The 14,105-nt window shown below is 63.3% G+C and carries 10 protein-coding genes, 4 tRNA genes, 1 rRNA gene and 1 pseudogene; 11 read left to right on the forward strand and 5 right to left on the reverse strand.

Annotated elements, in window-relative coordinates; genetic code table 11:
* Positions 1-254 precede the first annotated feature (254 nt).
* A 5S ribosomal RNA gene (rrf, locus tag BBIA_RS08645) occupies positions 255-371 on the forward strand.
* Between the two features lie 221 nt (positions 372-592).
* Positions 593-1,729 carry a D-alanine--D-alanine ligase family protein gene (locus tag BBIA_RS08650; protein WP_033493831.1) on the forward strand — a complete coding sequence of 379 codons (1,137 nt, stop codon included), beginning with the start codon at positions 593-595 and terminating at the stop codon, positions 1,727-1,729.
* 368 nt (positions 1,730-2,097) lie between these two features.
* Here the strand turns inward: BBIA_RS08650 and BBIA_RS08655 are convergent, their stop codons facing one another.
* Entirely contained in the window at positions 2,098-2,898 is an 801-nt protein-coding gene (locus tag BBIA_RS08655) for a mechanosensitive ion channel family protein (RefSeq protein WP_051923929.1), read from the reverse strand.
* A 164-nt stretch (positions 2,899-3,062) separates the two neighbouring features.
* On the opposite strand from BBIA_RS08655, the gene BBIA_RS08660 reads away from it, so the two are divergent.
* Positions 3,063-4,358, forward strand: coding sequence for an Mbeg1-like protein (locus tag BBIA_RS08660; RefSeq protein WP_081892192.1), 1,296 nt, complete (start codon positions 3,063-3,065; stop codon positions 4,356-4,358).
* Here the strand turns inward: BBIA_RS08660 and BBIA_RS08665 are convergent.
* Together BBIA_RS08665 and BBIA_RS08670 are read right to left on the reverse strand one after the other, a co-directional pair.
* Complete coding sequence (locus BBIA_RS08665) at positions 4,355-5,017, reverse strand: TetR/AcrR family transcriptional regulator (RefSeq protein WP_033493833.1); 663 nt, start codon at positions 5,015-5,017, stop codon at positions 4,355-4,357. The genes BBIA_RS08660 and BBIA_RS08665 overlap by 4 nt on opposite strands.
* Before the next feature lie 93 nt (positions 5,018-5,110).
* Positions 5,111-6,316: a DUF2974 domain-containing protein gene (locus tag BBIA_RS08670; protein WP_033493835.1), complete on the reverse strand. Its 1,206-nt coding sequence runs from the start codon at positions 6,314-6,316 to the stop codon at positions 5,111-5,113.
* 296 nt (positions 6,317-6,612) lie between these two features.
* Between BBIA_RS08670 and BBIA_RS08675 the strand changes: the two genes are divergently transcribed.
* The 5 genes from BBIA_RS08675 (at position 6,613) to BBIA_RS08695 (ending at position 8,354) form a co-directional block, all read left to right on the forward strand.
* The gene (locus BBIA_RS08675; RefSeq protein WP_033493836.1) at positions 6,613-7,803 is read left to right on the forward strand and encodes a pyridoxal phosphate-dependent aminotransferase; all 1,191 of its coding nucleotides are present in this window, start codon (positions 6,613-6,615) and stop codon (positions 7,801-7,803) included.
* A 122-nt stretch (positions 7,804-7,925) separates the two neighbouring features.
* Positions 7,926-7,998: transfer RNA gene (locus tag BBIA_RS08680), tRNA-Gly, on the forward strand.
* Positions 7,999-8,046: 48 nt separating this feature from the next.
* Positions 8,047-8,118 (forward strand) — tRNA-Val (locus BBIA_RS08685).
* A gap of 60 nt (positions 8,119-8,178) precedes the next feature.
* Positions 8,179-8,251: transfer RNA gene (locus tag BBIA_RS08690), tRNA-Val, on the forward strand.
* A gap of 30 nt (positions 8,252-8,281) precedes the next feature.
* Positions 8,282-8,354, forward strand: a tRNA-Ala gene (locus tag BBIA_RS08695).
* Positions 8,355-8,864: 510 nt separating this feature from the next.
* On the opposite strand, the gene BBIA_RS08700 is transcribed toward BBIA_RS08695, so the two are convergent.
* Positions 8,865-9,704, reverse strand: a complete 840-nt coding sequence (locus BBIA_RS08700) for a coiled-coil domain-containing protein (RefSeq protein WP_152600533.1) — start codon at positions 9,702-9,704, stop codon at positions 8,865-8,867.
* A 299-nt stretch (positions 9,705-10,003) separates the two neighbouring features.
* Between BBIA_RS08700 and BBIA_RS14920 the strand changes: the two are divergent.
* From BBIA_RS14920 to BBIA_RS15070, 3 genes and pseudogenes are all read left to right on the forward strand, one after another.
* A pseudogene (locus BBIA_RS14920) lies at positions 10,004-10,384 on the forward strand (class I SAM-dependent methyltransferase); the annotation flags it as partial.
* 588 nt (positions 10,385-10,972) lie between these two features.
* Positions 10,973-11,383, forward strand: coding sequence for a GNAT family N-acetyltransferase (locus BBIA_RS14925; RefSeq protein ID WP_238548481.1), 411 nt, complete (start codon positions 10,973-10,975; stop codon positions 11,381-11,383).
* Positions 11,384-11,635: 252 nt separating this feature from the next.
* Positions 11,636-12,253: a sugar O-acetyltransferase gene (locus BBIA_RS15070; protein WP_033493838.1), complete on the forward strand. Its 618-nt coding sequence runs from the start codon at positions 11,636-11,638 to the stop codon at positions 12,251-12,253.
* A 281-nt stretch (positions 12,254-12,534) separates the two neighbouring features.
* On the opposite strand, the gene BBIA_RS08715 is transcribed toward BBIA_RS15070, so the two are convergent.
* Positions 12,535-13,836 carry an MFS transporter gene (locus tag BBIA_RS08715; RefSeq protein WP_033493839.1) on the reverse strand — a complete coding sequence of 434 codons (1,302 nt, stop codon included), beginning with the start codon at positions 13,834-13,836 and terminating at the stop codon, positions 12,535-12,537.
* Between the last annotated feature and the right edge of the window lie 269 nt (positions 13,837-14,105).

A 14,105-nucleotide genomic window follows, 5' to 3' on the forward strand; every position in this document is an offset into this window, starting at 1 on the left:
GGTTGATAGGCCGGACGTGGAAGCCGTGCAAGCGGTGGAGCTGACCGGTACTAACAGGGAACAGCAACCAACTATGCACACTCGTATGAGTGTGACACGCATCGATACCATGCAAGATCTTGTGAGGTGACAAGGAATACTCACGATCACACGATCAACACCATACGAAAAACACTCGCGTTCACTCTCCGGTTCCCAAACCATCACGAATACCGGTTAAACGAGCATGCTTGTTTAACTGTTAATTAAAGATTTGCGGCGGTCATGGCCCAGGTGAGACGCCCGGCTCCATTCCGAACCCGGAAGCTAAGGCCTGGCACGGCAATGGTACTGCACCCGACAGAGTGTGGGAGAGTAGCACACCGCCGCATCAACACGTAACAAGAGCTCCGAACCATGATGGTTCGGGGCTCTTCGCATATGTGCAGCACGAGCTTCACTGAGAGCAGCAGTCGCTGAAGATCCGACGAAGGTGCCCGGAAAGTGTGCCCGGAAAAAGCTTTGCAGGGTACGCACAAGTTCAGTAGACGACAAGGACACAGGGCTAGTAGGCTATAGGGCAGTATTCATCGGGCTAGATAGAAAGAAGATCATGGCCAAGAAGCGCATTGTGGTAATGTACGGCGGCAAGGCGGACGAGCATTCGATTTCCTGCATTTCCGCGGCCGGGGTACTTCGCGCGTTTGACACGGAACGATTCGAGCCGATCCCCGTCGGCATCACCAAGGCCGGGCAGTGGATCGTCGGCGGCGAGGACCCGCGCGGCTGGAACATGGCCGAAGGACTGCCCGTCGTCGAGAAGACCGCCGGCGCCCGCGACGTGGTGCTCGACGTCGCCCTCGGACAGGACGGCTTCTTCGCACGCAACGAGGACGGCACGATGGAATCGCTCGGCCACGTCGACGCGGTCCTGCCGGTGCTGCACGGACCATACGGCGAAGACGGCACGATCCAGGGCCTGCTCGAAATGATGAACGTGCCGTACGTGGGTTGCGGCGTGCTCGCGTCCGCCGCATGTATGGACAAGCATTACACGAAAGTGCTGCTCGCGGCAGCCGGCATTCCGGTCGCGCCCGGCATCACCATCGACGCGCGCACGCTCGATCTTGACTCCAAGTTCGCAACCAACGGCGACGATCTCGTCGCACAGGTCGAATCGGCTGGACTCGAATATCCGCTGTTTGTCAAGCCGTCCCGCGCCGGCTCTAGCTTCGGTGTGACTAAAGTCGAGCATGCGGGCGACGCAGCCGAACTCGCCGCCGCCGTGTACGCGGCGTATCCGCACGACTGGCGCATCCTGATCGAACAGGGCATCGACGCGCGCGAAATCGAATGCGCGGTTCTCTGCCCGAAGGCCGGCGACGAACCCAAGGCCAGCTGGCCGGGCGAAATCGTGCTCGACAAGCGCGCCGGCGGCGACGATCAGTTCTATGACTTCGACAGCAAGTACATGGATGCGAGCGCAAGCCACGTCGAGGTGCCGGCGAACCTGCCCGACGACGTGCTTGAACGTGTGCGCGAAACCGCGGTCAAGGCGTTCAAGGCCGTGGACGGCACTGGCCTGAGCCGTGTGGACACGTTCGTGACCGCCGACGGTGAGGTGATGGTCAACGAGATCAACACCATGCCCGGATTCACGCCGATTTCGATGTATCCGAAGGCATGGGAGGCCACCGGCGTGAGCTACACCGACCTCATCACCACGCTCGTCGAAGGCGTGCTGCGGTAATTTCGCGTCTGACGGCCTATCGATAATGCCCTTTGCCTGACCGTTCACGCACATTGCGCGACGGTTCCCGGCAAAGGGCATTGTCATATCGGCCGGATGCAAGCCACATGCGCCGTCCGTTACCGTCCGCAGCGATTGCCGGCCGACCATGCAGGTCGGTTTAACGATCGAGAGGCTGATTTGCGCGCCTGCACGGGTCAGTTTGACGATCGAGAGGCGCGGATCGACCGAAACGGGGCCTTCGGCCCCCGATTAGGGGCTGTTTACGCCTCAAAGATGCAATGCTCGGCCAGCAGACCAGTCTCTTGATCGTTGAACTGACCTTTGCGTATGGGCAAATTAGCCTCTTGATCGTCAAACCGCGCGGATCATGCGCCGATGGCCGCGCGCTGTTCGATGAAATCGGCGTCGGCCAGCGCGCGCACGGCCGCGTCGCGGGCGGTCGACAGCAGCACGCCGGACTTGGCGAACACGAGCACCTGGCCTTCGATGCCGTACGGCGAAAAACCGGTGAATTTGACCAGCGGCGTAGTGCCGTCAACGGCCACTCCCGCGGTTCCGGCCGACACCGCCGTCACGATGCGGCGTTCGATCGCGGCCGTGTCCTCGCCCGCCTTCGCGGTGAACGGCACGGTGACCATGCTCTCGTTCGACGGGGCGAGCTTTTCCAGTGACGCGGTGTTGAGCACCGAATTCGGGATCACCATCTCGTTGCCGTTGCGTTCGAGCACCACGGTCTGACGCCAGGTGATGTCCTTGACCACGCCGGTGGTGCCGGCCACGGTGATCAGGTCGCCCGGCTGGATCACCTTGCCGAACATGAGCCCGAATCCGGACACGATGTTCGCGACCGTATCCTTCAAGCCCAGCGACACGGCAATGCCGCCGACGCCGAGAGCCGTCATCAGTGTGGTCGGGTCGATGCCGAACACCGGCTTCAGCACGACCGTCGCCGCGCACACCCAGATCAGCACGCGCACGATGTTGACGAAAATCGACGCGTTCGGCATGTCCGTGCGATCGAGCACCTTGCGCAGCAGCTTGCTGATGCCTTTCACCACCACCCACGCGACGACGAACACCGCCACGAAGAAAATGATCTTGCCGGAGTTACCTTCCAGCCAAGTGAGCATGTCGGTAAGCGAATCGGTGGCCGCAGTCGTGTCCATATTCAGTTCAGTCCGTTTCCATCATCATGGGCCCGCTGCACCGGCGTTTGCCGGCCGCTCGGTACCACATTCGTTGTTTTTCATCCTACCCAGCCGTTTTCGCGCAACCTGTGACGACACCGAAAGCCGGCGGGGAACGCCGCCGCGCGACTACGATGGAACGCATGGGGAACATTCTCGATTACGCGCGCACGGAATTCCGCGACTTTGCCCGGCTGCCGTTCAGCGCCGTGGACTCGCTGGTCCTGTCGGAACTCGCGTACGTTCACATGCCGGAGGCGGTGCCGCGGTTCAATACGACGAAAACGGTGGCGACCGTGCCGCTCGCGCACGCCCTGCGCGCCGAGGATTATCCGGCCATGTTCACCACCGGTTCCGAGCCGGTGAACGAGTATCGGCTCGGCCTGCTGCGGGCCGTGTGCGAGTCGCCGCGCTACCGCGGCATTCGCGTGGGGGAGTACGCCGAACGGCTGGACGAGGACGACCAGCAGCAGTTCAGCGCGATGACGTTCGACTTGGGCGACTGCCGCGGGCTCGACTATCCGGGCGGTCTGCTGTACGTCGCGTTCCGCGGCACAGACGGCACGCTGGTCGGCTGGAAGGAGGACTTCAACATGGCCGTGCGCTGCCCGGTGCCGTCGCAGCGTTCCGCCGCCGACTATCTGGCGTCCGTCGCCGCGCGTTCGGCCGGCGTGCTTGGCGCGCCCGCGGCGAGCCTGATGATCGGCGGGCATTCGAAGGGCGGCGCATGCGCTATCTGGGCGGCGATGTCGTTGGCTGCGCGCGAATGCTCGGCGATGATCGACGTCGCGCGGAATGACCGCGAACTGCCGGCCGTGCCGCAGAACGCCGGCAATCTGCCGATCGTCGAACCGCGCATCATTCGCGTCTACTCGCACGATGGGCCCGGTTTCGACTCGTCCGTAACCGGATCGCCGGCGTACCGTTCGATCGCGGGACGTATCGACAAGACTGTGCCGGAAGCGTCGGTCATTGGGCGCCTGCTTGACGACGGGCCGGTTGAATGTTCGATTGTCAAGGCTGACGCGATCGGCATCCTGCAGCATATGGGCGGCAGCTGGCAGGTCGCCGACGGCCGGTTCGTGACCGCGGACGGGCTGAGCGCAGGCGCGCAGTTCGTCGACCGCACGATCGCGACGTGGCTGGCCGGCGTCGATCAGCGGCAGCGCGAGGTCACGATCGACCAGGTGTACGACATCGTCGCCGCGGCTGGATACGCGAATTTCGCCGATCTCGCGGCGCACTGGACGGACGCGCTGCCGAAGATCCTGCTCGCCGCGAAGGACACGGATCGTTCGACGCGGGCGCTGGTCGCGGCGGTGGTCAAGGGGCTGCCGTCGAGCGCGCTGCGGGTGATGGTGTCGCCGCCGGAGCCGCCCGCGTCCGGCGAATTGCGCGAATCGTCACGCGGATCGCAGGACGGTGCCGGCGAGGACTAGAGTTGCGGCGCCGGTGCCGCAGCGACGTCGTCCGACGGCAGGTTGTTGCGGAAGATGCGGTGCCAGTATTCGAGCAGGTCCTTGCGCGACAGCGACAGGACCATGCTCATGGCGAGCATGGCCACGTCCTCGTTGAGCAGGTCGTTGACCGTGACCGTGTCGCGCAGCTGCGGCCAGCGGCTGATCACAGCGAGCATGCCGCCGATCGTGAAGTCGAGCATGAGATCGGTTTTCAGGTCGAGCCTGTCCGGCAGTTGCAGGCCGTTGATGATGGTGAGCCGGCCGAAGTCGCGCAGCGAGTCGACCAGTTCGGGGGAGCCGTGCGGGCCGGCGATCAGTGCGAGCCGGTCGAGCCGTTCGCGGTGTTCGGGCGACCGCAGCAGCGTGGTCATGGTTTCGCGCCACGTCGCGTCCGGATCCGAGCCGGGCTCGGGCAGCATGGGGCGCGCTTCGTGTACGACGTGCATGATGGCCGAGTCGGCGAGTTCCGGCAGGCCGCTGTAGTGATAGTAGAACGAGTTGCGGTTGACGCCGGCTTCGTGCACGACGTCGGTGACGGTGATCTTGTGGTATTCGCGGTCTGCGAGCAACTCCCAGAACGCGTTTTCCATGCGTTCCCTGGCGGGCAGGATTTCGGAGTCCCGGCGTGGGCGTGGCAATGTCGTCTGCTCCTTTCGGCCGATTATTGGTCACATTGTCTAGGCTTTATGATACGCCGATATTGGACAAGGTGTCTATTACCTGTGGGTGCGTCAGCGGCGGGAGACCTTGGAATTGCGTGCGAGCGCGGCGGGCAGCAGGATCATCATCGCCTGCGTGATGTTGCGCCGGTCCTCCGGCGTGAGCCCCACGTACGCGCCCAGCATTTCCGGAATCGCCTTCGCGCCCGCCGACATCACGCCGCCGATGTTGTTCGCGCCGCTTGCCTCGATCACCGCGAATAGCGCGTCCACCGCGTGCTCGCGCTGTTCCTGGCTCAAGCCGGCCAGCCACTTGTTCAGCGACTCGTTGAACAGCTTCGAACTGTGCGCCAGATCCTCCACCTGCACGAATTCGCCGCCGCACATCTGCCACGAGAACGCGAAATGCTGCATCACGCCCTCCACGTCGGACTTGACCACCGTGCAGCGCTCCGGCGTCTCCAGAATCATGCCGATAATCGACGAATCGGGCACAATCTTGACGATCCGGTCCTTGACCGTGCCGTACTCGTAGCCGTTCACCACGTCCGGCGGGAAACCTGGCCCATCCAGCGAATAGATGCGCGTGACGCGCTCGCGGATCTCGTCCGGCGCGTTCATCGCCGCATACACTGCGAGATTGCCGCCCTTGGAATGGCCGGTCAGCACGATCGGCCCATCCCACAGGCCGGCCACCTGCTTCAGATACTCGGCCGCGGACACCTGCGCCGGTACCGGATACTGGAAGGACATGTTGAAGTCCTCCTTCCAGCCGACCAGCGAATCGTCCGTGCCACGGAATGCGACCGCCAGCGTGCCGTCCGGCAGACGGTAGGTGAGCGCGGCGAACTGCGTCTGCGCCTTCGCGTCGAATTGCGCTGCGTACGCGTTCATCTCGATGTCGGCAAAGCGCGGATTCGCCGCCACCGCGCGGTAGAAGTCGTGCGTAAGCTGCGGGTCGACCAGCGCGATGCTGTTGACGTCGTGGTCGCGATTGACGACCCCGCCGTGCAGTTCGGCGTCGGCGGCGGCGATCGTCACACCGTCGTATGGGGCGTGCGCGAGATTGCGCAGCGACATGATCGGATGACGTGGTGAAAACGATCGCACGCGCGCGCCGAACGTGCCGTACCGGTCGATTACGTCCGCAAGGCACGGCACGTCGTCCGGCACGTCGTCGTACACGAGAATCGCCAGCGTCAGCGCGTCCGCCGCGCGGAACGGCACCGTCGCGAACCCGCGCGTCTCGGTGCGCGCGTAATCGGTGATGTTGGCCATCGCGCACCTCCGTTTCCGACGTTCGACGAACCGACGGTTCCATGATCGCAGTCCTACAGCAAATCATAGTGAACCGGCGTGAAGCCGCCGGTGAACAAACGCGGCGATCGGCGCGAAATTGGTGTGTTGCTTGGGTCTCGACCGTCGGCATTGGCGGGGGGTGAGCCGGTGGAAGAAACGTGCGTGCGACGCGGAACGCAACGCGAGACGAACATGCGGCTTGTGCCCGGCCGGTGGTAGAAACGAAACCATATGCGACCGCGCTTGCGGTCGCGCACGACAACGGGGAGGTTGCGATGATCAACGAACAGTACAAGGCGATGCTCGGCGGCAAGTCGGTGATCCGATCCTTGAGCGAGTACGCGACCGCGCGCGGCGCGGCCATCGGCTACGACAACGTATTCGACTACAGCCTCGGCAATCCGAGCGTGCCGTGCCCGCCCGACTACACCAAGACCGTCATCGACATGTATGAGACGGCCGAACCGGTCGCGCTGCACGGCTACAGCCCGTCGCTTGGCATCCCGAGCGTGCGCGAGACCATCGCCGACAGCCTCAACCGGCGATTCGGTATGGATTACACCGCCGCGCACATCTTCCCGACCACCGGCGCGGCCGGCGCGCTCGCGCACGCCCTGCGCGCGGTGACCAAGCCCGGCGACGAGGTGATTACGTTCGCGCCGTACTTCCCCGAATACCAGCCGTACGTGAGCGGCACCGGCGCATACCTGACCGTCGTGCCGGCCGACACCGACAACTTCCAGATCAACTTCGACGCGTTCGAGGCGGCGCTCGGGCCGCAGACCGCCGCCGTGCTCATCAACACGCCGAACAACCCGTCCGGCGCGGTGTACTCGGAGGCGACGTTGCGCCGACTTGCCGAAATCCTGCGCGCGCGGCAGGCCGAATACGGGCACGACATCTTCCTCATTAGCGACGAGCCGTACCGCGAGATCGTGTTCGACGGCGGCGAGCAGCCGTATCCGTCGAAGTACTACGACAACACGCTCAGCTGCTACTCGTGGTCCAAGTCGCTCTCGCTGCCCGGCGAGCGCATTGGCTACGTGGCCGTCAACCCGCGCGCCACCGACGCCGAACTGCTCGTGCCGATGTTCGGCCAGATCTCGCGCGGCACCGGCCACAACTGCCCGAGCTCGACCGCACAGCTTGCCGTGGCTCGCGTGATTGACGAGACGTCGGATCTGTCGGTGTACGAGACGAACATGAACCTGCTGTACGATGCGCTGACCTCGATCGGATTCGACGTGGTGCGGCCCGGCGGCACGTTCTACATCTTCCCCAAGGCGCTCGAGGACGACGCGACCGCATTCTGCATGAAGGCCAAGGACTACGACCTGATCCTCGTGCCGTCGGAGAGCTTCGGCGTGCCTGGGTACTTCCGCATGGCGTACTGCATTGACACCGAGAAGGTGAAGCGGTCGATCCCGGTGCTCGAGCGGTTCGCGCGCGAGGTGTACGGGCTGTGACGGCTTTGGCGCTGGTCGTGCGGTCTGAAAAAGCGTTGGAAATCCTTGCGACACGCCGTGCGCTTGCGTGCGTGGCGTGGTTCGTGTAGATTATCCATCTGTTGCCTCTACGGCAGCAGATTGCGGACATAGCTTAGTTGGTAAAGCGCAACCTTGCCAAGGTTGAGACCGCGGGTTCGAGTCCCGTTGTCCGCTCTAGTTTTTCGGAATGCCGGTGATTCGGGGTTTCGGGAGATGAGACCCGGGCGGTTGGCGCAGAGGTAGCGCACTTCCCTGACACGGAAGGGGTCACAAGTTCGAATCTTGTATCGCCCACGATTGATCGGCGGGGAACTGCCGACCGATTGGATCGGACGCGAGTCTGGTCGTGCGACTGGGTGATTGGCGCAGCGGCTAGCGCACTTCCTTCACACGGAAGGGGTCGTAGGTTCGATTCCTACATCACCCACGATCTCGTGGCTTGCCGCGGGTGACATTTGGGGCTATGGCGCAGCTGGTAGCGCATCTCCATGGCATGGAGAGGGTCAGGGGTTCGAATCCCCTTAGCTCCACAGACAAGGGCTTCCGAGCAATCGCTCGGAAGCCCTTTTGCATTGTTGTTTGGTGGTTGTTGGATGTGTACCAGCCGATGCCGGGTTATAGGCCAAAATGTGTGCCCGGTGGTTTAGTCGTGGCGGTTTTCACTCGGTGGGGAGAACGTAGTGAGCGAAAACCGCCAGTATCACAAGCGAGGGCGTTTTGTAGGCGGCTTCGGGCTTGACCGACACGGTTTCATGAATGATTGTGGGCATAAGTGGTACAGGAATAGACTCGGTCAAGGACTTGGCAGGAGGCATCATCCCGGTTGTGGGCATAGGCGGGACATTATGGGGCTTGGATTGTGGGTATGAACGGGATGTTTATACGATCGTGGGCATAGGCGGGACACCAACTGACGCAATATCGTCTCTTCGTGTCCCGTCTATGCCCACGATGCAATGCCCACGATGTATTCATATGCGACCGGTTATGCCCACAAGCCAGAGTTCTGCGGAGGGGATGCGATGCGGGTCGCGTCGGAACTACTCGGCGGAACCGGACTGGCGGTCGTGCAGGTAGGACTTGATGCTGTAGGTGAACAGGGCCAGCAGCAGGATGCCGAGACAGGCGACGGCGGCCATCACCGGAGCGCTCACGCCGGTCGAAGCGAGGATGCCGCTCACTCCGGTGCTCGTGTTGACGGCGGCGTTGGTGGCGGCGCCGTTTTTGGAGGCCGAGCCGTTCGAGTCGTTCGTGCCGGTGGCGCTCGTCTTGGAGCCGGTGGTTCCGGTCTTGCTGGAATCGTTGCTCGAAGCGTTCGCGGTGGAACCGGACGACGAACCCGCGGAGTTGCTGGAATCGCCGGAGTTCGTGTTCTTCTTCGCGTCGCTCACGGCCTGCTTGATGCTGTCGTGCACCTTCTGCTGCGTGTCCACGAACTGGTCATGCTCCTGCTTGATCGTGTCGTGGTCCTCCTTGAGATCGCTGTGCAGCTGATCGGCGTGCTGCTTGGTGTCCGTAAGATCCTGATGCAGCGTGTCATGCGCGTCGTGCGCCTTGTCGTAGGCGCCGTCGATCGTGTTCTTGATGTCGTCGTGCGCCTGCTGTGCGTCCTGCCACGCCTGCTCGTGGTTTGCGCGGATGTCGTCCGCATCCTGATGCGCCTGGTTGTGCAGCTGTTCGGCGTGCTGCTTGGCCGTATCGATATCGTTCCTGATCTGCGTGTTCGTATCGTGCAGATGCTGCAGCGCGTCGCTCCGCACGCTCATTTGACTGTCGACGTTCGCGTCGCCGCCGTCCGCCATCGCGGTCATCGGCATGGCCATCGCCACGCCGCACAACGCCAGCGAGGCGATCGCGGCGGTAATCATACGCTTCCTCATGATTCGCTCGATTCTCCCCAAACACGGCCTGTCGGCCGCTCATACACGTAACCACCCGACATTCTAGGAGCGGGGAAAACGCGAGTAAAGCAATACAATCGGGCAAACTGTCTATCTCACGCAGTCCGGAATTGCGGTTCGCGTTGTGGTCCGGGCTTCCGCCGTTGCCCTTGCGGCTTGCCAAACTTGCGCCGGCCCAACGGCGACTCGGGCTGCCCGCGCCGGTTTCGTTTCGGGTTCGGGCTCGCATCGCAGCCGGCCTGGATCGGCAAGCGCGGCACCGGACTAGGCTGGGCGGTATGGCTTCCCAACAAACGCTGTTTCACGGCAAGGCGCAAGCGTACGCCGACGCGCGCCCCGGCTATCCGGACGCGGCTATCGCGTACATCGGCTCGCTGATCCCGGACGGTTCCGTCGTCGCCGACATTGGCGCGGGCACAGGCAAGTTCACCGTGCCGATCGCGCGGTACGGATTCGATCATCATTACGACGTGCACGCGGTCGAACCGGACGCCGACATGCGCGGCGTGCTGCTCGACGCGACCCGGCCGTACGCGAACGTTACCGTCGCGGCCGGCACGGCAGAACACACGACCCTGCCCGACCACAGCGTCGACGCGATCGTGTGCGCGCAGGCGCTGCACTGGTTCAATCACGACGCGTTCCTCGCCGAATGCCGGCGCATCAGCCGCGGCGACCGGTTCCTGCTCGTGTCGATCTACAACAGCACGTCGTTTGATTCGGCGATGATGCGCGGCGCGGATCGCGGAGTGCCGGGGGCGACTTCCGACGGCGGTGCTGCTGGTTCGATCGACGCTACTCGCGCTGCTGGCGATAGTGCGCCGCAGTCGTCCGAGGCGATCGCCATCTCACCCGGTGCGGCCGATGCGCGCGTTGCGCAGTCGTCCGCTGCACTCGCCGCCGTCTCGCCCGAAGACGCAGCCGACATCGGCGTCAGCGCGCGGCACTTCCGCGAAACGGCCGCCGAATTTTTCGACCATCCGACGATCCGCCGGTTCCCCAACCCGATCCGCTACACGCGCGACACGTGGCGCACGTACATGGACTCGCACTCGCACAGTCCGCTGCCGGACGATCCGGCGTATCCCGCGCATCGCGCGTGGGTCGACGCGATCTTCGACAAACGGGCCGTCGACGGAATCATGATCGACGACAACGTCACCATGATCGCCAGCGAACTGCTGCCGGCCATGCCGGAACGTGGCCGCGGCGATGATGCTGCCGTGACGATCCGTTCATATAGCGCGATGCCGTCGGTCGCGCGCGAGATCCGCGAGCGGGTATTCGTGCGCGAACGTAAGTGGCGGCCCGAGTTCGATGGCTGGGATGAACTGGGGCACGCTACGCATCTGCTCGCGTTCGATGGCGGTCAGGCGGTTGGAACATGCCGGTTCTACACGGACCCCGATCATGCGGACAGCCAGCCGGGACGATACGTGATCGCGCGGCTCGCAGTGCTGCCTGATGAGCGCGGGCGGCGTATCGGTTCGGCGCTCCTGTCCGAAGCGGAACGTCGCATCGCGCTCGCAGGCGGTACGCTCGCCGCCGTGCATGCGGAGGATGATCGCTATGCGTTCTATGAACGCCGTGGCTACCAGCTTACCGACGATATCTATGAAGGCGGGCGTCACGGCTGGTTGATCAAGCGATTGCTCTGAACGCGAGGGCCGCCGATGGGACACGTCGGCATCGCCGCCGCGGTCGGCATGCGCAACCGCAAGATGACGGCGGTCGGCGGCGCGGTCTGGCATAGTGGGGTCATCATTCGGACGCGACATCGCTTAATGAAGCATGGTGGCGTGTGCGAGTGAAGTGAATCGTGGCATAGACGCAGGAAACCGCGTGCGAACAGCATATAATGATAACGCAAACATAACTGCAATCATTGGGATGCAACGAGGAGCATCAACATGGCTGAACTCAACAACGCGCAACGTCGCACCGAACAGCTGCCGTACCACTATGACGACCCGTCCATCATGGGCGGTCAGCTTGAATATCAGGAAAAACTGTGGGAGTTCAATCAGACCCATCCCACCGACACGGACGGCAAGCAGAAGCTCCTCAAGGAGATGTTCGCCGAGATCGGCGACGGCTGCCACGTCGAGACGCCCGCGCACGCGAACTGGGGATTCCACCACGTCCATATGGGCAAAGGCGTGTACTGCAACGTAAACTTCACCTGCGTGGACGACGCCGACATCACGATCGGCGACTGGTGCATGTTCGGACCGAACGTGGTCATCGCCACGGCCGGGCATCCGGTGCTGCCGGTCCTGCGCGAGCATCATTACGTGTACTGCATCCCGGTCACGATCGGACGCAACGTGTGGGTCGGCGCGAACGTGACGATCCTGCCGGGCGTGACCATCGGCGACAACTGCGTGATCGGCGCCGGCTCGGTCGTCAGCCACGACATTCCGGCGAATACGGTCGCGTACGGTGTGCCGTGCAAAGCCGTACGCGAGATCGGGGAGAAGGATCGCGAGTTCTACTACAAGAACCGCCGTCTCGACGTGTGGGAGTAGGCGGCAACGGACTCGCGGCGGTTATGGGCGCAATTCGCAATCTGTGAGGCAGATTACGGGATGTGTAAGGGTCTTTCTTTGATCTGTGAGGCAACATGGGACGAAGAACGGGCCGATATATACCCCCGAACTGCCCTCAGGCGGGTCTGCTGGCACGAGTGTCCCAGATGCGCTGCCTCACAGATCGCAGAAAGACCTGTGCAATGTTGCAAATCTGCCTCACAGATCGCAAAAAGCCGTTGTCATGCGTGCTCGGGGCAATTCGATGGCCGTCGGAAGGGTCAGGCGGTCTTCGTCGGATCCTTCTGCAGGGTGAGGAAGACCAGTGCGACGACGAGCAGGATCGCGATCGAGAGGACGCCGAGCGAGGCGTTGCCGGTCAGCGACGTGGTGGTGGCCACGAGGAACGTGCCGAGAATCGAGGCGGTCTTGCCGAAGATGTCGTACAGGCCGTAGTATTCGTTGGCGTGCTCCTTGGGAATGATCTTGCCGTAGTACGAACGCGAGAGCGCCTGGATGCCGCCCTGGAACATGCCCACGAGAATCGCGAGGATCCAGAACTGCACGGCCGAACGCAGGAAGAACGCGGCGAAGAACACGATGCACATGTACGCGACAACTGCGGCCATGATCATCGGCTTGCATCCGAACCGGCCGGCCAGACGTCCGTACAGGATCGCGCACGGGAACGCGACGAACTGCGTCACGAGCAGCGCCACCACGAGCTGCGTCGAATCGATGCCGAGCTGCGTGCCGTATGACGTGCTCATCGAGATCACCGTGTTCACCGCGTCGATGTAGAAGAAGAACGCGATCATGAACATCCACAGCGGCTTGTTCCTCACCAGCTTGCGCAGCGTGCCGCCCAGTTCGGTGAACGTGCCGTGGATCGCCGCGCGCGCGTGCTCGCGGGTCGCGCGGTAGTGCACCTGCTTGTAGCTCGTCAGCAGCGGGATCGTGAACGCCACCCACCATGCGGCCGTGATCACGAAGCTCGCGCGCGTGCATGCGACCGTCGACCAGCCGAGCAGTGACGGGCCGCCGAAGATCAGCGCGATGCACAGGATGAACGGCACCGTCGAACCGACGTAGCCCCAGCCGTAGCCGTGCGACGACACCTTGTCCATGCGATCGTTGTCGGTCGTGTCGATGAGCATCGAATCGTAGAACGTGAGCGAGCCGTTCAGGCCGATCGTCGCGAGCACGTACACGATCAGGAACGGCAGCCAGGTCAGCGGCAGCGCCATCGCGCAGCACATGACCACGCCCGTGCCGAAGAAGCCGAGGAAGAACTTGATCTTCATGCCCTGCACGTCGGCGATCGAGCCGAGCAGCGGCATGAGCAGCGCGATGACGAGCGATGCGATCGTTTGCGCGTAACCCCAAGCGGAGACGATGTTGCCGTCCGCGGGCATGAGCGATTTCGCGTAGATCGGCACGACGGCGGTGCTCAGCAGTACGAACGCCGAATTGCCGACGTCGTAGACGATCCACTGCTTCTCGCGTTTCGTAAGCTTCGCGCCGGCCGGCACCGCGGCCGCGGCGGCCGACGACGATTCGGAGGAGGACACAGGACTTGACATAACGACTCCTGACCATGACAACAACTATCAGCCATCGTACGGGCCGGGCGGGGGAGCGGACAAGACCCCGGGTGAACAGCGCATGAATTCTGCCGCGGTGCGGATAGGCGCCGCGCGCGCCGATTCGTCCCCGCGGGCCTTTAGGTTTGGGGAAGGATTGACGTTCAAGGAGACCATTATTATGCAGCAGCAGAAGAACACGGGAGCTGCGCCCGGAAACGCGGCCGGAGGAGACATCGCGGTGCCCGCCAGCCTGGCGCACCCGCAGC

The sequence above is a fragment of the Bifidobacterium biavatii DSM 23969 genome, assembly GCF_000741165.1.
GTDB lineage: Bacteria > Actinomycetota > Actinomycetes > Actinomycetales > Bifidobacteriaceae > Bifidobacterium > Bifidobacterium biavatii.

What these genes read in the sequence shown, in the direction of transcription:
- BBIA_RS08655 (WP_051923929.1), bottom strand. Translation starts at nt 2,898, where the DNA reads ATGGACACGACTGCGGCCACCGATTCGCTTACCGACATGCTCACTTGG.
- BBIA_RS14925 (WP_238548481.1), top strand. Translation starts at nt 10,973, where the DNA reads ATGCCGTCGGTCGCGCGCGAGATCCGCGAGCGGGTATTCGTGCGCGAA.
- BBIA_RS15070 (WP_033493838.1), top strand. Translation starts at nt 11,636, where the DNA reads ATGGCTGAACTCAACAACGCGCAACGTCGCACCGAACAGCTGCCGTAC.
- BBIA_RS08650 (WP_033493831.1), top strand. Translation starts at nt 593, where the DNA reads ATGGCCAAGAAGCGCATTGTGGTAATGTACGGCGGCAAGGCGGACGAG.
- BBIA_RS08660 (WP_081892192.1), top strand. Translation starts at nt 3,063, where the DNA reads ATGGGGAACATTCTCGATTACGCGCGCACGGAATTCCGCGACTTTGCC.
- BBIA_RS08675 (WP_033493836.1), top strand. Translation starts at nt 6,613, where the DNA reads ATGATCAACGAACAGTACAAGGCGATGCTCGGCGGCAAGTCGGTGATC.
- BBIA_RS08715 (WP_033493839.1), bottom strand. Translation starts at nt 13,836, where the DNA reads ATGTCAAGTCCTGTGTCCTCCTCCGAATCGTCGTCGGCCGCCGCGGCC.
- BBIA_RS08670 (WP_033493835.1), bottom strand. Translation starts at nt 6,316, where the DNA reads ATGGCCAACATCACCGATTACGCGCGCACCGAGACGCGCGGGTTCGCG.
- BBIA_RS08700 (WP_152600533.1), bottom strand. Translation starts at nt 9,704, where the DNA reads ATGAGGAAGCGTATGATTACCGCCGCGATCGCCTCGCTGGCGTTGTGC.